Source organism: Marinobacter metalliresistant (assembly GCF_038098645.1).
Lineage (GTDB): Bacteria > Pseudomonadota > Gammaproteobacteria > Pseudomonadales > Oleiphilaceae > Marinobacter > Marinobacter metalliresistant.
Genome location: NZ_CP101118.1, coordinates 2,978,522 through 2,996,327, shown reverse-complemented (window position 1 = coordinate 2,996,327; position 17,806 = coordinate 2,978,522). Strand labels below are relative to the sequence as shown.

Annotated in this window: 15 protein-coding genes; 11 read left to right on the top strand and 4 right to left on the bottom strand. The window is 60.5% G+C overall.

Annotated features, from left to right (window positions below; all coding sequences use genetic code 11):
* The 3 genes from NLK58_RS13995 to NLK58_RS13985 are packed head-to-tail and all read left to right on the top strand — an operon-like array spanning position 1 to position 3,208.
* Positions 1-2,631: a heavy metal translocating P-type ATPase gene (locus tag NLK58_RS13995; RefSeq protein WP_341581042.1), complete on the top strand. Its 2,631-nt coding sequence runs from the start codon at positions 1-3 to the stop codon at positions 2,629-2,631.
* Complete coding sequence (locus tag NLK58_RS13990) at positions 2,631-2,762, top strand: hypothetical protein (protein WP_341581041.1); 132 nt, start codon at positions 2,631-2,633, stop codon at positions 2,760-2,762. Before NLK58_RS13995 ends, NLK58_RS13990 begins: the two co-directional genes overlap by 1 nt.
* The gene (locus NLK58_RS13985; protein WP_341581040.1) at positions 2,759-3,208 is read left to right on the top strand and encodes a DUF411 domain-containing protein; all 450 of its coding nucleotides are present in this window, start codon (positions 2,759-2,761) and stop codon (positions 3,206-3,208) included. The genes NLK58_RS13990 and NLK58_RS13985 overlap by 4 nt, the downstream gene beginning before the upstream one ends.
* 54 nt (positions 3,209-3,262) lie before the next feature.
* On the opposite strand, the gene NLK58_RS13980 is transcribed toward NLK58_RS13985, so the two are convergent.
* Complete coding sequence (locus NLK58_RS13980) at positions 3,263-4,141, bottom strand: hypothetical protein (protein ID WP_341581038.1); 879 nt, start codon at positions 4,139-4,141, stop codon at positions 3,263-3,265.
* A 133-nt stretch (positions 4,142-4,274) separates the two neighbouring features.
* Here NLK58_RS13980 and NLK58_RS13975 point away from each other — a divergent pair, with 133 nt between their 5' ends.
* Complete coding sequence (locus tag NLK58_RS13975) at positions 4,275-4,949, top strand: Fe2+-dependent dioxygenase (protein WP_341581036.1); 675 nt, start codon at positions 4,275-4,277, stop codon at positions 4,947-4,949.
* Between the two features lie 84 nt (positions 4,950-5,033).
* Positions 5,034-7,019, top strand: coding sequence for a VacB/RNase II family 3'-5' exoribonuclease (locus NLK58_RS13970; protein ID WP_341581034.1), 1,986 nt, complete (start codon positions 5,034-5,036; stop codon positions 7,017-7,019).
* Between the two features lie 76 nt (positions 7,020-7,095).
* Here the strand turns inward: NLK58_RS13970 and NLK58_RS13965 are convergent, their stop codons facing one another.
* Together NLK58_RS13965 and NLK58_RS13960 are read right to left on the bottom strand one after the other, a co-directional pair.
* On the bottom strand, positions 7,096-7,989 hold the full coding sequence (locus NLK58_RS13965; RefSeq protein ID WP_341581033.1) for an acyltransferase: 894 nt from the start codon (positions 7,987-7,989) through the stop codon (positions 7,096-7,098).
* A gap of 280 nt (positions 7,990-8,269) precedes the next feature.
* Complete coding sequence (locus NLK58_RS13960) at positions 8,270-8,947, bottom strand: haloacid dehalogenase type II (protein ID WP_341581032.1); 678 nt, start codon at positions 8,945-8,947, stop codon at positions 8,270-8,272.
* A 143-nt stretch (positions 8,948-9,090) separates the two neighbouring features.
* On the opposite strand from NLK58_RS13960, the gene NLK58_RS13955 reads away from it, so the two are divergent.
* The 4 genes from NLK58_RS13955 to NLK58_RS13940 all read left to right on the top strand — a co-directional run bounded on the left by NLK58_RS13955 (position 9,091) and on the right by NLK58_RS13940 (position 13,771).
* The gene (locus tag NLK58_RS13955; RefSeq protein WP_117619033.1) at positions 9,091-10,002 is read left to right on the top strand and encodes a LysR family transcriptional regulator; all 912 of its coding nucleotides are present in this window, start codon (positions 9,091-9,093) and stop codon (positions 10,000-10,002) included.
* A 240-nt stretch (positions 10,003-10,242) separates the two neighbouring features.
* Complete coding sequence (locus NLK58_RS13950; protein WP_117619032.1) at positions 10,243-11,463, top strand: Bcr/CflA family multidrug efflux MFS transporter; 1,221 nt, start codon at positions 10,243-10,245, stop codon at positions 11,461-11,463.
* A 240-nt stretch (positions 11,464-11,703) separates the two neighbouring features.
* Positions 11,704-12,201 carry a thiol peroxidase gene (gene tpx / locus NLK58_RS13945; RefSeq protein ID WP_117619031.1) on the top strand — a complete coding sequence of 166 codons (498 nt, stop codon included), beginning with the start codon at positions 11,704-11,706 and terminating at the stop codon, positions 12,199-12,201.
* Positions 12,202-12,478: 277 nt separating this feature from the next.
* The gene (locus NLK58_RS13940) at positions 12,479-13,771 is read left to right on the top strand and encodes an MATE family efflux transporter (RefSeq protein WP_341582811.1); all 1,293 of its coding nucleotides are present in this window, start codon (positions 12,479-12,481) and stop codon (positions 13,769-13,771) included.
* A gap of 39 nt (positions 13,772-13,810) precedes the next feature.
* On the opposite strand, the gene NLK58_RS13935 is transcribed toward NLK58_RS13940, so the two are convergent.
* Positions 13,811-14,236, bottom strand: a complete 426-nt coding sequence (locus NLK58_RS13935) for a thioesterase family protein (RefSeq protein WP_117619030.1) — start codon at positions 14,234-14,236, stop codon at positions 13,811-13,813.
* Positions 14,237-14,529: 293 nt separating this feature from the next.
* Between NLK58_RS13935 and NLK58_RS13930 the strand changes: the two genes are divergently transcribed.
* Both NLK58_RS13930 and NLK58_RS13925 read left to right on the top strand, forming a co-directional pair.
* A complete protein-coding gene (locus NLK58_RS13930) occupies positions 14,530-16,167 on the top strand; it encodes an MBL fold metallo-hydrolase (protein ID WP_341581030.1) in 1,638 nt (545 codons plus the stop codon).
* 237 nt (positions 16,168-16,404) lie between these two features.
* Positions 16,405-17,790 carry a succinylglutamate desuccinylase/aspartoacylase family protein gene (locus tag NLK58_RS13925; RefSeq protein WP_117619028.1) on the top strand — a complete coding sequence of 462 codons (1,386 nt, stop codon included), beginning with the start codon at positions 16,405-16,407 and terminating at the stop codon, positions 17,788-17,790.
* Positions 17,791-17,806: the final 16 nt, after the last annotated feature.

Sequence of the window (17,806 nt, the reverse complement as noted above, 5' to 3'; positions counted from 1 at the left end):
ATGAATGAGGCAGTCGTGTTACACACCACACTCAGTATTTCCGGGGCCTCGTGCCAGGGTTGTGCCAGAAAGATCCGCACGGCCCTGGAGCCGCTGACTGGCGATACGGAGCTGGTAGAAGTGGATCTCGACAAACAGACAGTCGCACTGCCTGAAGGAGTGAATGCGGCCGAGGCGGCGCGGATTGTGACTGAAACGGGTTACCCGGCCGGACCCTTCGAAGACGCCCCGGAGCCTGCCAGTTGCTGCGCATCCAAACACGAGGACAGCAAAGACATCGGTGATCGTCAGGATGATCTGGCTGACGTTACTCCTGAGGCGGTCTCTGACGATACCCGGTCCGGATCTTCTGCCGCCGGGGACGGTCAGGTTCATCTGTCGGTGACAGGCGCCACCTGCGCATCCTGTGTCAATACCATCGAGAAAGCCCTGATGTCGGTGCCCGGTATCCGCCATGCGCACATGAATCTGGCGGACAACACCGCAACGGCCACGGGTGACGCAGATCCCGGGACTCTGGTAAGGGCAGTGGAAAGCGCCGGTTATGGCGCCAGCGTGATTGAGGATGAGGACGAAGCGGACGACCGCAGGCAGGAACAGGACACCAGGCAGTACAAGTCCTTGCTGGTGAAGATGGCAGTGAGCCTCGTGCTGGGGCTCGGTCTGATGGTCTGGGGGATGGGCTTTGGCACCATGGTGGTGACCGAGGCCAACCAGGGCACCTGGCTCGGGCTGGGGGTGCTGACCCTGATTGTGATGGCCGCCACCGGCGGGCATTTCTACACCGGGGCCTGGAAGGCCCTCCGGCATCATAACGCCAACATGGATACCCTGATCGCCCTCGGTACCGGCACCGCCTGGCTCTACTCCATCGTGGTAGCCAGTGTACCCGGCGCGCTGCCGGAGATGGCGCGGCATGTGTATTTTGAGGCCTCGGCCATGATTATTGGCCTGATCAACCTGGGTCAGGCTCTGGAGCTGCGGGCCAAGGGCAAGACTTCCGAAGCAGTGCGCCGGTTGCTGGACCTGAGAGCGAAAACTGCCCGGGTGATCCGTGACGGTGAAGAGCAGGATATCCCGGTGGAAGAGGTCCGGAAGGGCGACCACATCCGGGTCCGGCCCGGGGAGAAACTGCCGGTGGACGGTATTATCGCCGAAGGCTCCACCCGTATTGATGAAAGCATGCTGACCGGCGAGCCCATGCCGGTGAGCAAGTCTCAGGGCGATGAGGTGTCTGCCGGCACCCTGAACACCCATGGCTCCATTGTCTACGAAGCCACAAGAGTGGGCAGCGAAACCGCACTGGCGCAAATCATCAGGCTGGTGAAAAAGGCCCAGGGCTCCAAGCCCGCCATTGGCCGGCTGGCCGACAGGATTTCCTCGGTGTTCGTACCCACGGTCATGCTGATTGCGGTAACGGCGGCATTGGTCTGGTACAACGTCGGGCCGGAGCCGGCAGTGGTCCACATGATGGTAGCCGCCACCACGGTGCTGATCATTGCCTGCCCCTGTGCCCTGGGGCTGGCCACACCCATGTCGGTGATGGTCGGCGTTGGCAAGGCGGCGGAATACGGCGCGCTGATTCGCCAGGGCGATGCCCTGCAGACGGCCGGAAAGCTGGATCTGGTGATTCTGGACAAGACCGGCACCATCACCGAAGGGCATCCGGCGGTAACCCGCGTGCATGCCAGCAATGGCGACAAGCAGCGCCTGCTGACTCTGGCGGCTGGGCTCGAACAGCACTCGGAACACCCTCTCGCCGAAGCCATTCTGGCAAAGGCGAAAGAGGAAGGTGCCGAGGCCGCAAAGGTCAGCGGGTTTGAAGCCCTGAACGGCAAGGGCGTTAGAGGCGAGTTCGACGGCGAGCCCTTGCGCCTGGGCAACCGGCGCTGGCTGGAAGGCGAAGGTATTGCCCTGGGCGACCTGACCGATGCCGCCAGCACGATTGCTGAAGAGGCCGGCACGCCGCTGTTCCTGGCACTGGGCAACAAAGCCCTCGGTGTCATCGGTGTTGCCGACGCCATCAAGGCCGACTCCCGGGCGGCGATACGGCGCCTGCACGACGCCGGAATTCGGGTAATGATGGTCACCGGCGATGTCGACGCCACCGCCAAAGCCATTGCGAACAAAGCGGGGATTGACGACTACCGGGCGGAAGTGCTGCCGGAAGACAAGGCCAAAGTGGTCAGTGAGATGCGCGGCAAGGGCCATACCGTCGCCATGGTCGGCGACGGCATCAATGACGCCCCGGCCCTGGCAGCGGCCGATGTTGGCTTTGCCATCGGCACCGGCACCGATGTTGCCATCGAAAGTGCCGGTATCACGCTGATGCGCGGTTCCCTCCACGGCGTGCCCGATGCCATTGAAATTTCCCGGGCCACGGTGAAAAACATTCACCAGAACCTGTTTGGCGCTTTCGTATACAACACACTGGGTATTCCGGTGGCCGCCGGCCTGCTCTATCCTGTCTGGGGAATCCTGATGAGCCCCATCCTGGCCGGCGCCGCCATGTCCCTGTCGTCCGTGACCGTGGTCTCCAACGCCAACCGCCTGCGGCTGTTCAGAACCGGCTACAGACCGGCACGGGACGACGCGAACAGTGGTCCGAAACAGCAAAAGGAGCGGAACTGATGGAAACACTTCTGGTCAATGCCGGAGGACTTGCCCTGATGGCTGCCATTGTCTGGTGGTTCTGGCTTTCCGGAGCCGGCGAAAAGGGCTCAAACGAACACCAACAGTCACCACTGAGGAAAACGCCATGAAAAAACACACCCTGGCTCTCGGCCTGATGGCCGCCCTGGGCTTCAGCACCACCACGCTGGCGGCGGGTGCCGCCCAGAATATCCATGTTTACAAATCACCGACCTGCGGCTGCTGCACCGCCTGGGTCAAACACCTGGAGGAAAACGGTTTTGAGGTAGACGTCACCGAAACCAGCAACCTCAATCCGATCAAGGCCGATGCCGGTCTCACTCCGGCCCTGGCCAGCTGCCACACCGCATTTATCGGTGACTATGTAATCGAAGGCCATGTGCCGGCCAGCGACATCCAGCGGCTGATAGCGGAAGCGCCGAAAGCCACCGGGCTGAGCGCTCCGGGCATGCCGATCGGCTCACCGGGTATGGAAATGGGCGACCGGAAAGACCATTATAAGGTCATCCTGTTTAACGAGACCGGCCAGACCCGGGTATTTGCACAGTACAATTAACCCAGACATTACGCCAAAACCGGGGCCACTGCGGCCCCGGTTTTGGTGGCGGGCTCAATACAGGTAAGGTGCCAGTGCCAGCTCCAGGCGTGCCTGGGCGGCATACAGATTGGCGACAGGAATGACAGGCTGTTCCGGCGGCACTGCTGTTGGCCAGGCCTTCAGCATCTCATCCAGAGCCTTGCCGGCATCCCGCCAGGCTTCTTTATTCCGCTTCTTGAGAACCACTTGGTGATTATTCAGATATTCCCGGGCAGAGCGGACAAAACCACGGCCGTCCTGGTATTCATGCTCGGCCACGAAACGCCCGTTTTCCAACGCCCCATCATACTCCAGTACCGCTTGCTTGGTCAGCGACAGTACAACTTTGGACACGCTGGCGGCACTGCGGCCCTCAACGGATTTCTCCGCCTTCTGGATGGCCATCCAGGCCGCCTGAAACTCCTGGCTGACATCCCCCCAGTTTTCTACCTGTCCGGCATTTTCAGCCAGTGCCTTCAGATGGTTGCCCAGCTCTTTCTGACCCCGGCTCTCAAGGCCTGCCTCGGCCATCGGATATATCTCAACCCAGGGATGGGTCAGATGGGGCCGGCCGTCGGCGGCTTTCCCCGATTTGATCAGTTCCCGGGCGGCCATCAGGTGCCCCTGCATCATCTGGAGCATGGCAACATAGGCTCCGTCGGAGTCAGCGGCAGACACAGCGCCTCCGGCCTCACCACCTTCGCCACCTTCACCACCGGCAGCAAAATAGCTGAACGCGGCACCGGCTTCGCCATGGTTTTCACCACCTTCACCGCCCTCTCCACCGTGGGAGCCAGAGGTCATCCCATCGTCGTGTTGCCGATCCTTGTGTTCATCGGCCATGGCACCGGAGCTTGCCAGCAAGGTCGCCACACCAATGCCGGTCCACAGTTTCAGTTTCTGATTTGTCATCGTGTTCTCCTCAAACAGGCCGCAGGCGGAGGGCCCTCAACGGCGGGAAGATTAATGGCTGTACCATGGTGGTGCATGATGCTTTAATGCCACACCTGATTGCAAATTATTCGTATTACGGATTGGAGGAACCATGATTCTGTGCATCAGCGAGATCCTGACCACCGGGCAACTGGACCGTATACGCGCTGCGCTGGACAGCGGCCGCTTTGAAGATGGCCGCAACACCGCCGGCTGGCACGCCAGACTGGTCAAGAACAATGAACAGATGCAGATGGCCGACAAAACCGCAAACGAGCTTCGCTCCGAGGTGGAGAAGGCACTGACCGAACACCCGCTCTTCCAGATGGCGGTAAGGCCCGCGAAAATGACGCCCATCCTGTTCAGTCGCTACCGGGATGGCATGACCTACGGTAACCATGTGGACGATCCGGTGATGGGCCGCGGGCCCGGCCGGTTGCGGACCGACATTTCCTTTACCCTGTTCCTGGATGATCCCGACAGCTACGAGGGCGGTGAGCTGGTGACCGATACCACGGCCGGTGAACAGTCCTACAAACTGCCCGCTGGCGCCGCCGTGATCTATCCCTCCTCGACCCTGCACCGGGTTGAGCCGGTGACCTTTGGCCAGCGCCGTGTCGCCATTGGCTGGATTCAGAGTACCATCCGGGATCCGGCTCACAGAGAGGTGCTGTTCGATCTCGACACCGCCCGGCGGCAGCTTTTCGAACGCGAGGGCAAGACCGCCGAGTTCGATCTGCTCACCAAGTCCCTGGCCAATCTCCAGCGATTCTGGGCCGAGATCTGATTCGGGTATTCTGCTATCTGACGCATGAGGCCATAACCGTTATACTCCGCCCCATCATTCATTATTTACCAGCCAGGTTACTTCATGCTTAATGCCGACGCTCTCAGCCAGTTGCGCCAGCTGAAATCCGATATTGAGGAAAACAAGGTGGTCTTCCCCGGTACCGTCAAAGCCACCAATGGCCGCTTCGGGTTCGTTGCGCTTGACGAGGGCCGCGATGTTTTTCTGCCTCCGGAAGAAATGCAGAAAGTCCTGCCGGGAGACCGGGTGAATGTCACCGAACAGGAAGTGGAGAAAGGCAAAACCCAGGGTGTGGTGGACGAACTGCTGGAAACCCGCCTGAACACCTTTGTTGGCCGTTACCTGGTCAAAGGCAAAGGCCATTTCGTAGTGCCCGAGACCCCGGGTATCAATCGCTGGATCTTCATTCCGCCCAAAGAACGGATGAATGCCCAGCCGGATGACTACATCTATTGCCAGATTCACAAGCATCCGATCAAGGATGGCAAGGGCCAGGCCAAGGTGCTGCGGGTCATCGGCAAGGCCGGGGAACCTGGCATTGAACGCGCCTTCACCCTGGCTACATTTGACCTGGCGGACACCTGGCCGGACGCCGTACAGAAGCAGGCCGACAGCCTGAGTGACCGCGATATCGAATCCCGGAAAGCCGGGCGGGAAGACCGCACAGACCGCGCCTATGTCACCATCGACAGCCCGGGCACCCAGGACATGGACGACGCCCTGCTGGCCGAGCCCAATGCCACCGGCTGGGCTCTGTCCATCGCCATTGCCGACCCGACCGCGGTGATTGAACCGGACAGCCCGGCCGAGCAGGAGGCGTTCAACCGGGCCACCGCCATCTACTTCCCCGGCGAGCCATTGCCGATGCTGCCGGACAGTATCAGTACCCGCCTGTGTTCCCTGATGCCGGAGGCGAGACGTCTGGCGCTGGTCTGCGACCTGCAGGTGAATAATGATGGCAGCCTGGGCGACTACAGCTTTCACCAGGCGGTGATTCAGTCCAAAGGCAAGCTCAGTTACGAGCTGGTCTCCAACCTGATCGAAGGCCGGATAGACGATGACATCAAGGCCCTGCCGGATGCCGTAGGCAACAGCCTGGACCAGCTGCATCAGGCGGCTACCGCCCTCAGAAAATGGCGCAGCGAGCATGCACTGCTCAGCGGTGACCGGCCGGAATTCCGGTTACGGCTGGATGAGAACAAACGCATCCGCCTGATTGAGCCGTCCGTGCAGAACGAGGCCCATCGTCTGGTAGAGGAATGCATGGTCGCCGCCAACCGCTGCGCCGCCGATTTCCTCACTCGCCAGACTGACGGCCTGTTCATCCGGCATCCCGGCCTGCGGGATGATCGCGCCGACAACATCCGGGCGCTGATCGACAGCCATGCACCGCACCTTTCCGGAGTGGACGCCCATCAGGCTGACGGCTTCAGGACCCTGATGAAGGAAACCGACGCACTGGAAGCGGAGGTGCCGGTCAAGGCCATCCTTTCAAGGCAGCTGGCGAGGGCCGAGCTGGGCTTCAGGCCCGAGCCCCACCACGGCATGGGACTGGAGGCCTACACCACCTTCACGTCACCGCTGCGCAAGTTCTCCGATTTCTATGTGCACCGGCTGATCAAGGCCGCTCTCTGGGATATACCCATGAAGGCTCTGACCGTGGATCAGCTGGAGGCCCTGCAGGCTGCCCAGATCCGCGCCCGCCAGGCCGCAAACAGCCTGGAAGCCTGGCTCAAGAGCGACTTTGCCAAAACCCTGGGCGACGAGCCCATGGCCGGTGTCATCAGCCGCACCGTGCCAGCCGGATTCTTTGTGCGCCTGGACGCAAACGGACTGGAAGGCTTTGTCAGCTGCAAGGATCTGGAGGGTAAATACGGCTTTGATCCGGTCACCCTCCGCCTGATCCACAACAAGAACGGTCGCATCTTCCAGCTGGAGCAGCCCGTAACCGTGAGTTTTTCCGGCGTGGATGAGGAGCGCAGACAGATCAATTTCAAGCTGGTCGCAGCCGAAGAAATCCCAACCGGGAACGGCTCCGCCAACGGTTGAAAAACCGCAGTGGCAGGCGCATCCGGATGAGATTGAGGAGGACGAAAGCAAGAGCTGACACCCTCCGCCGGTGTTATTATTGGGCCAGCATTCGCTCCAGCCGCTCATCTTTCGCCCGCCACTGATCCCGCAGCCAGTTTTTCACATTCCGGCGGTGCTCGGCATCCGTTGAATAGTCCCGGCCTTTCAGGTGTTCCGGGATGTCGACGGTGTGGATTTCCATTTTGACTTCGCTCACCCGGCCGCAGATAAACTCCCAGAAGGTCGGCGCGCCACCCGGGTAGGCGATGGTGACATCCACCAGGGTCTGGATCGAGTCGCCCATGGCGTCCAGCACGAAGGCGGCACCGCCGGCCTTGGGGGTAAGCAGGTGGGTGTAGTGGGACTTCTGCTTGTCGTGCTTGGCCTGGGTAAACCGGGTGCCTTCCACGAAGTTCATGACGCTGACCGGGGTATGTCGGAACTGCTCACAGGCCCGGCGGGTCGCCTTGAGATCTTCGCCCCGTTTTTCAGGGTGTTTGATCAGATACTCGCGGGTGTATCGCTTCATAAACGGGAAGTCCAGCCCCCACCAGGCCAGGCCGATAACCGGCACCCAGATCAGTTGCTGCTTGAGGAAAAATTTCAGGAATGGCGCCCGGTGATTGAAGACCCGCTGCATGGCGAAGATATCAACCCAGCTCTGGTGATTGGCCAGCACCAGGTACCAGCTTTCCCGTTTGAGGTTTTCGGCGCCTTTCACTTCCCATTTGGTTTTGTGGGTCAGCTTCATCCAGCCCGTGTTACAGGCGACCCAGGCTTCGGCGACCCAGATGATGGCTTTGGTGCACAGGATCCGGAAGCCCTTGGTGGGGATGATCAGTTTCAGGATGGCCGGGATGTAAAGCAGGATGCACCAGAACAGGGTGTTGAGTCCCAGCAGGATGGAGTTAAGTACGCCGATAACGGGGGCGGGGAGGAAGCTGAGCATGGCAGTCCTGTTTTTGGTGGTTGTTTCCAGTGGGGTGTAATCATATCAACCAGAGGCAGGATTGGGCAGTGGCCGGAAGTGACCGGTTTGCCCACCGGATGTGACCGTAATGCCATGGTGCTTTGTTCATCACCATGGATAATCAGCCTGCGAGGCCAGGAGTCCGGCGGTCAGTGGGCAGGCCTTTGCCAGGCACGCCGTGAACCCATCCCTGGGGGCTCGGCACTGCCATCCATGGCTCCGCACAGTTTTGGACAGCCTGACCCAACACCCGCCTCCGCTAGCTTTTAAGGTTTCGTAGCGCTGATGGTAGTTCCAAAAGACTGCTTATCACCGCCGAAGGTTCAATACCCCAATCTTCGAATACTTTATCAGGATCCCTTTTCACCCAGATTGCCAACAAACCAGACGCCCTCGCACCAATGACATCCCATGCGTTACTGGAAACGAGACAGAGAGGTTTCTCCCAAGCTCCGGTCACACGCCGCGCATAAGTATACACAGCGGGGTCGGGTTTAAAGCTTTTGATGTCGTCGACGGAGACAAGGCCTTCAAACTGATCAAGCAGGTTATTGTGCCCTAGCACTTTCTCAAGGGCCGGGTAGCTGCCATTGGAAAACGCAAACAACGGATACTGCCCCTTCAGGCTTTCCAGTGCCGGCAACGAATCGTCAAAAGCGGGCAGTGAGAGATACGCCGCCATCAGGGCGTTCTCACGTTCTTCGGTTAACGGCAATTTGTGGGCCGCCATGGCATAGCGCAGGGCCTGGCGGGTGCACACGCCAAAATCCTCATACACCTTCATCAGGCCCTTCCGGAACGAGAACTCCAGTTGCTTCTCGCGCCAGAGCGCAGCGACTGCTTCGGCTTTGTCTCCGGCATCTTCCGCCAGCAGGCGGGACATGCCCATGGGGTCGACCAGGGTTCCGTAGACATCAAAAGCAAGAGTCATGGTCATCGGTGGGACTCCTCATCCGGACGGGTATTGGGATCGTGTACTGAAACCACAGTATCGGGATTTGAACGATCACTCAACACGAACAGACAGGAACGCAGACCCACCGTGGCACCACCTGCTGGTATCGGGTTACACTGCCATTCATGAATCCAATTGATACATTGAACCTGGACTTCCGTGCCCTGAGCACTTTCCTGGCTGTGCTGGACGAGGGCAGTGTCTCCCGTGCCGCAGTGCGGCTGGGCGTCACCCAGTCCGCGGTGAGCCACACGCTTGAGCGCCTCCGCCACGCCCTCGGCGATCCGCTGTTCGTCAAATCCGGGCGGGGCATCGCCCCGACGCGGTATGCACTCCAGGCCGGCCCCCACGTGCGCCAGATTCTGGACGACCTCCAGTCCCTGTCCGCCGGCCCGCCCTTCAGCCCCGCCACCGCGGAGTTCACCTTCACGATCGCTGCCAACGATTACCAGCGCGACCTGCTGTTGCCGGGCCTCGTGCGCACCCTGCGCCGGGAGGCTCCCGGTATCCGCCTGCAGGTCATTCCGTCGGGTATTCCAAGGGCGGATATGCTCCGGAAGGACGTTTGTGATCTGATCCTCTCGCCCCACGCCCCGGAAGCCACGGACATTATGCAACGGGGCCTGATGGCGGACCGCATGGTGGTGTTCTACGACCCGGCGCACCGGGAGCCTCCGGCGGATCTGGCGGATTACCTGAAGGCCGACCACATCGCCCTGCTGTTCGCCACCGGCGAGAAACCGAGCCTGGAAACATCGCTCGACACCCGGGGCCTGATCCGCCGTAACGTGGTGACGGTCTCCAACTTCTCTGGCCTCCCCGAGTTCCTCCGTGGTACTGACATGCTGGCCACAGCCCCGCAAGGCATGAGCAAACACTTACTCCGCGACTTCGCCTGGGTGCCCCTGCCCTTTGATTTCAAACCCTTTACCCTGCTGATGCTCTGGCACCGCCGCAACCAGAACGACCCTGCCCATAAGTGGCTGCGCAATCAGATCAACGTCGTTGCGGCCGCACTCAACAGCCTGAAGAGTTAATCAATTACTTTTACTCATAGGTTGTATGAGCGTGCAGGCCGTTATCTTTTGGTCGCCCCTCGCCTAGACTGCCAACACTCGGTGGTCGGCCAGGTTGGGGAGGTGGCTTTCCGAAACACGCTCCTTGCGGCACATCCCTGTGACGCTTGGGCTCCGCCATCCATGGCTCCGCACAGTTTCGGAAAGCCACCTCCCCAACCTGACCTGTCGTAACTCCTCGATAACGCACTCAGGAAGCGAATGCTTACTTTGACCAGTGTCTGGACAACTGTACTTCTTGCTGCGGCTGTGGCTCTCGGGCCGCTGGCGACGGATATGTATCTGCCGGCACTGCCACAGATTGGCAGAGACTTCGGTACCGGCACCGATCAGGTACAGCTGACTCTCAGTCTGTACATGGTGGGCTTTGCCATTGCCCAGCTAGTCTGCGGCCCCCTGGCGGACCGTTTTGGTCGCAAACCGATCATGATTGGCGGATTTGTGCTTTTTGCCATCGCCAGTATTGGCTGCGCGCTGGCCACCAATATCGAAACCCTGATCCTGTTCCGCTTCCTGCAAGCCCTGGGTGGCTCCGCAGGCCCGGTACTGGGCCGTGCGGCGATCCGGGACATTTACACGCCCCGTGAAGCCGCCAGGATCCTCGCCATCCTGGCCAGCATCATGGCCCTGGCGCCGGCGATTGCACCAACCATTGGCGGGCTTATGACTGCCAGCCTGGGCTGGTCATCGGTATTCCTGGTACTGGGCGGCTACGCGCTGGTGATGGCTGTCGTGGTTGCCATCGGCCTTCCCGAGCCCATGCGCCCGGAGCATCGCCAATCCCTGAAACTCTGCAGCCTGCTCCGGAACTACCGCACCATCGCACGGGACATCAGCTTCCTCGGCTATACCCTGACCAACGCCCTGATCTTCTCCGGCCTGTTCGCTTTCCTGTCCGGCTCATCGTTCGTGCTCATCGACTTTCTGGGCGTACCCACGGAACAGTTTGGCCTCTACTTCGCCGGCATGGTCGCCGGCTACATTGTCGGCAACCTGACCGCCGTCCGGCTCGGCCGCCGCCTGCTGCCTGACCAGATCCTGGTTCGTGGCCTGGTAATCGCAGTAGGTGGAGGCAGCCTGATGGCCGTGCTGGCCCTGAGCGAAGTCTTCAGCGTCTGGGCCGTCATCCTGCCCCAGGCCCTGTTCATGATCGGCACCGGCATGGTCCTGCCCCAAACCATGGCCGGTGCCCTGGCCAACTTCCCGACCATGGCCGGCTCCGCCTCCGCCCTGTTCGGCTTCACCCAGATGGCCATCGCCGCCTTCGCCGGCATGCTCGTCGGCCACCTGCACGACGGCACCTCCCTGATCATGGCCACCATCATCGCCGCCTGCGCCGCCATTGCCATGGGCTGTTATCTGCTGCTGGTTCAGCGTTATCCTGCAAGGGGTTTCGAAGCACAAAGTGCGACCAGCGGTTAAGATCAGTTGAGCACTAAGGTAGGCCACTCCGAGGCTCGGGGACTGGTGCGGGGCGGTTATCCAAAACTGTGCGGAGCCATGGATGGCGGAGCCCAAGCGCCACAGGGATGTGCCGCAAGGAGCGTGTTTTGGATAACCGCCCCGCACCAGTCCAGCCACCAAAGCTCACATGCAAAATCATCCAAAGTGGTCTACACAGAGTACGTAAGACTCTAAACCAGACGACAAGGAGCAAACCCCATGAACAACGTTACCCTCGACGGCAACCCTATTGAACTGAGCGGCAAATTCCTCGAAACAGGCGACAACGCACCACCCTTCACCCTGACCAACAGCGGCCTGGAAGAAGTCAAACTCGATAACTGGGCCGGCAAACGCAAAATCCTGAACATCATCCCCAGCATCGACACCGGCGTCTGCGCCGCCTCCACCCGGAAATTCAACGAAAAAGCCGGCAACCTCGACAACACCGTGGTACTCGTTATCTCCGCCGACCTGCCCTTTGCCGCCGCCCGATTCTGCGGTGCCGAAGGCCTGAAAAATGTCGAAACCCTCTCCACCTTCCGGAACTACAGCTTCCAGCAGGACTACGGCGTCGCCATCCAGGACGGCCCCCTCGCCGGCCTTTGCGCCCGGGCAGTAGTGGTACTGGATGAGAACAACAAGGTTCTGCACAGCCAGCTGGTCGACGAGATCAAGAACGAGCCGGATTACGACGCAGCACTGAACGCGCTTTAAAACACTGGATCAGTAATCAGGCGCTGGCCGTAACGCCTGAGCTCGAGCAAAGCTGCTGGCGCGGCTTTCCAGGACTGTGCATTGCCAGGGATGGCAATGCCAAGCCCCCATGGATGGGTTCACGGCGTGTCCTGGAAAGCCGTGCCAGCAGCTTTGCTAACACCCAAACCAGAACCTGTTAGAATCCCCGCCCAAAGCCGGAACCCCAACCCAAGGCCCCAAACACCCCGTGCAAACAACCGCCCAACCCCCAAGCCTGGCCCGCCAGCTCTACAGCATGACCTGGCCCATGCTGTTCGGGGTACTCTCCCTGATGACCTTCCAACTGGCCGACAGTGCTTTTATCGGCCAGTTGGGAAAAGACCCGCTGGCGGCGCTCGGCTTCACCCTGCCAATGCAGCAACTGATCATCGGTCTTCAGGTGGGCCTGGGCATTGCCACTACCGCCATCGTTTCCCGCACACTGGGTGCCGGTGACGAACTCCGCGCCTATCGTCTGGGCGGCCTGATCATTACCGTAGGTGGAACCCTGGTTTTCCTGATCTGTGTGACCCTGTGGCTTCTCCAGGGCCACATCATGACCGCACTCGGCGCGGAAGAGACATTGCTGCCGCTGATCAGACGCTACTGGATTCCCTGGCTGATCGCCGCCTGGACCGGCGCGGTTCTCTACTTCGGCTACAGTGTGTGCCGCTCCCACGGCGACACCAGACTGCCGGGGTACATGATGGTGGCCACCAGTCTGACCAACATCGCCCTGGATCCGCTCTATATTTTTACCTTTGGCTGGGGTTTACCCGGCGCCGCCTGGGCCACCGTCACCTCGTTCGGTATCGGCTGCCTGGTGATCTACCCAAAACTTCTGAAGCGGCACTGGGTCCGGTTTGATCTGCGCCAGCTTGCCCTTTGGCAGGCCCTCAAGCAGCTCAACGGCATCATGGCACCGGCCATGGTCAGTCAGCTGATGCCCGCCGTCTCGGCGATGCTGGCAACAGCCCTTGTCGCCGGCTTCGGCTCCGCAGCCGTAGCCGCCTGGGGCCTCGGCACCCGCCTGGAGTTTTTCTCCATTGTCGTGGTGCTGGCACTGACCATGTCGATGCCGCCGATGATTGGCCGGTTGCTGGGTGCCGGAGATATTGAACAGATCCGAAAACTGGTGCGCATCGCGGTCCGGTTCGTGGTGGTCTGGCAGCTTGCCATTGGCCTGACCTGGGTGCTGGCTTCAGGGCTGGTGTCTGAATTGTTCTCAAGCGACAGCGACGTCCGGGAGGTGCTGGCCGCCTATCTGGTGCGGGTGCCGCTCAGTTACAGCGGCCTGGGCGTGTGTATGCTGATGGTGTCGGTGTGCAACGCCCTGGGACTGGCGATGCGGGCGCTGCTGGTATCCACTTTGCGGCTGTTTCTTTGCTACTTGCCGCTACTCTGGCTGGGCAGCCAGATCAGTGGCATCTTTGGCCTCATGAGTGGCGCACTGGTGGGCAATCTCCTCGCTGGCGTTATGGCTTACGGCTTCTATCGGGCCGGCATGAAACGGCTCCGGAACAGCACGAGACAGAATGGGGTCAGATGAAAGGGTTCATCTGACCCCGCCTTCATGTCCAGTGCTGGGTCAGGCAAAGCGTGAGCGGAAGCTTTCCGGCACAGGCACCACTTCCTTGCGCTGGTAGTTGAAGAACACGAATCCGTACTTGGCGAGCGCAACGGGCTGGCCGCTCTCGGCCTTGGTGACCCGGAAGACGAAATCCCCACCGTACCTGTTGAAGTCCATCAGGCCGACTTCGAAGCGCAGCATTTCCGGGAAGAAGGACTCGGACTGGTACATGGTGGCCAGGTCGGTGACGATGATGCCAGTGCCATCCTTGCCCGCTTCCTGGAGGCCGTAACTGACGAGGAACTGGGCCCTGGCTTCGGAGAGCATGGAGATCAGGGCGTCGTTGCCCAGGTGGTTGGCGCCGTTGATGTCGGTGATTCTGACGGGCATTCTGGTTTCGAAGCGGAAGGCGTCGTCCGGGAAGGAGAGTTTGATTCGGGCCACATTGGGTTCCTGTTCTCGCTGGGTCTCTGGGGGCGAATCATACGCTGTTCGACTTTAGTGTTCATCTCAAGACGTTCTGCTTTAAATCGGTTATCTTGCTATTGGACCTTTGCGCTGTAAGCTTTGGTGCAGCGACATCAGGAAAGAGCCTTCCAAAACACGCTCCTTGCGGCACGTCCCTGTGACGCTTGAGTTCCGCCATCCCTGGCTCCACACAGTTTTGGAAGGCTCTTTCCTGATGTTGTTCGTACTCTCTTCGCGCACCGAATAATAAAGATCGCATTTGGAGTTTTATGGATATCCGCCCTGCCGCCACATTGGTTTTAATTCGCGACACTGCCGAAGGCCTTGAAGTCCTGCTGCTGCAACGTACCTGGGATGCGGTGTTCATGCCCGGCTATTTTGTGTTCCCCGGAGGAAGGGTCGAAGAACACGAGCCCAGCGGGCGGGAACACGCCCTTGGGCCCGGAGATGCCGAGGTCAGTCAGACCATGAGTGTCGACGAGGGTGGCGCGGATTACATGCTGGCGGCGGTTCGGGAGTGTTTTGAGGAAGCCGGGATTCTGGTTGCGGTGGATGCGCAGGGGCATCCGGTTTCCGGGGACCATCCGGCCCATGGCGACCGGGAAGCTTTGTTCAGGGGCGATTTGTCGTTGGCCAGTCTGTGCAATAACCATGGGCTGTCGATTCCGCTGGACCGGCTGGCCTACCTGGGCCACTGGGTTACGCCGCCGGGACCGCCCCGGCGGTTTGATACACGGTTCTTTGTGACCACCGCGCCTGAAGGCCAACTGGCCAGTCATGATGGGGTGGAGACCATTGATCATGTCTGGATCCGGCCGGAGAAAGCACTGGAGGATCACCGCGGTGGCCGGCGGTTATTGGGGTTGCCGACGATCCGGACGCTGCGGGTGCTCAGTGATTTCGAAACCACGGATGCGCTAATGCGTTATGCCCACGCCAATCCGCCTGAACCTCATCCAAGCAAACCCTGGCCGGGGCTGAAGAAAGGCAAGCCGGTGACGCTGGAGCCGGGGGCGCCGGCCTATGATGAGGCGGCCAAGCTGGATCCGGAAGGGGAGGGCTCAACCCGGGCAGAGATTATTCCCGGTGAGCCGGTTGAAGTGGCGGCGGGGGTGATCCGGCTGACGGCACCCAACCCCGGGATGATGACCGGGCCGGGCACCAACACCTATGTACTGGGTCATGAGCGGTTTACCGTGATTGACCCCGGCCCCGCGAGCGACAACCATATTGAGCGGATTCTGGAGGTGACCGGTGGGGTGATTGATCAGGTGTTGGTTACCCACACCCATAAGGATCACTCGCCGGCCGTTGCGGCTCTCAAGGAGCGAACCGGTTGCCGTGTTTACGGCTGGCCGGCGCCCGAAGGCGCGAGTCAGGACCAGACGTTCCGTGCGGATGACGAACCGGAGCACGGTGACCTGATTGTTACCGAAGCCGGGATTCTGAAAGTACTGCACACCCCGGGCCATGCCTCGAATCATTTGTGTTATCTGCTGACGGATCAGGAGCTGCTTTTCTCCGGCGACCACATCATGCAGGGGTCCACGGTAGTGATTAATCCGCCGGACGGGGACATGAAGGCCTACATTGAGTCCCTGTACGACCTGTTGGCCGAGTCCATCCGCTACATTGCCCCGGCCCATGGATTCTTAATGGGACAACCGGAAGCGGTCATTGATTTCCTGATTACCCACCGACTGTCTCGGGAGCACAAGGTCGCTCGTGCCCTGGAAGCGCTGACCCCGGTGAATCTCAAAACGCTGACAGCAAAGGCATACGATGATGTGCCGGCGGCGATTCACGGGGTGGCCGAACGGTCAGCACTGGCGCACCTGCTGAAGCTGGAGGCCGAGCACAGGGCGTTCCGCAGGGACGACCTGTGGCAGGTTGTACACGCGAACTAACAGGGCAGTAACAGAAGCACACCGGATGTCGCGATCAACCCCTATTGTTACAGGCCCTGTCGGCGTATAACGATCACCTTCATGCAAACCAATGCATTTGACACTGGCTGGACAGGTACTGCCGCGCCGGGTTTGCCCAGACTTCATGGAAGGGGCATTAAACCTTTGTTACAGCCGTATCCATGACCGCCAGAGACCCTCTATCCTTGGGCGCATACGGACGATCCGTGAGGAATTATGCTGTTTGAGCGGCTTCAAAAACCGAGCCACCTGATATTGCTGACCGGCCTGCTTGCAATCTCGCTGCCGGCGCCCCTGTTCGCCAATCCCGATCCCGCCAAATCCCGCAAGGCATCCGAAGTCCTGGTCGCGGAACTCGCCGAAGACGAGAGCGTGGAGGACGTTGAACAATCGGTGCCACGGACAACCGCGGAACGGGAAAACAAGGCCCTGAAGCCACATCCGTCCCGGACCGGGGCTGGTATCGATACGCCCTCGGCGCCTGCCCGCAAAGTGGCTCCGAATATTGACCTCAAGGAGGTTGCGCCAGCGCCTGAGGCACAGGCGACAGCCCCGGCCGAGAACACTGCGGATACCACCGGATCTGAATTGCCGGACGCTGGCGCCGGGACAGAATCGGAGCCCGGACCCGAGCTTCGGCCAGGAGAAGCTTTCACCCTCCTTGGTAATGATGTCATGCCGGGAACCTCGACCCGTCTGGCCTGGGCGCCGGGCATCCAGATTGCCGGTTTATCCCAGCCGACACCGGTGCTGGTGGTTAATGGCGTCAATGCAGGTCCGACCCTGTGCCTCACCGGTGCCGTTCACGGTGATGAACTCAACGGCATCGAGATTATTCGCCAGACGGTGTATGACCTGAACCCGGAAAAACTCTCTGGCCGGGTCGTAGGCATTCCCATCGTCAACCTGCCGGGGTTCCAACAAGGCAGCCGCTATCTGCCCGACCGGCGGGATCTCAACCGGCATTTCCCCGGCAGCCCGGAGGGCAGCCTGGCCGACCGGATTGCCTATTCGCTGTTCGAAAACGTCATCCGCCGTTGCGACATGCTGGTGGACATTCACACTGGCTCACTGAAACGCACCAACCTGCCCCAGCTCAGGGCCGACATGAACAACCCGGAAGTGGCCGAATTCACCCGGGGCTTTGACCGAATGGCGGTGGTTCACAGCACCGGCTCCCCCGGCATGCTTCGCACCGCCGCGGTTGCTGCCGGCATACGCACCGTGACCATGGAAGCCGGGGAATCCCACCGGATTCAGCAACACCAGATCAGCGCCGGGGTTAACAGCCTGACCAGCCTGATGGAACGCCAGGGCATGATTTCGCGGATGTTCGTGTGGGGGGATCCGGAGCCGGTCTACTACGATTCCGACTGGATCCGCGCTGATCACGGCGGCATTCTGTTCAGCGAGATCGAGCTTGGGGCCCGGGTATCGCAGGGAGAGATTCTCGGTTACGTCTCCGACCCCATCACCAATGCCCAGCATCCCATCCGTTCCTCCAGTGATGGGCGGGTTATCGGTATGGCGGTCGACCAGGTGGTAATGGCTGGTTTCGCAGCCTACCACATTGGTACGGAGGCAGAAGTTCCGGGAGAGTAGTATCCTATGCGTTTTA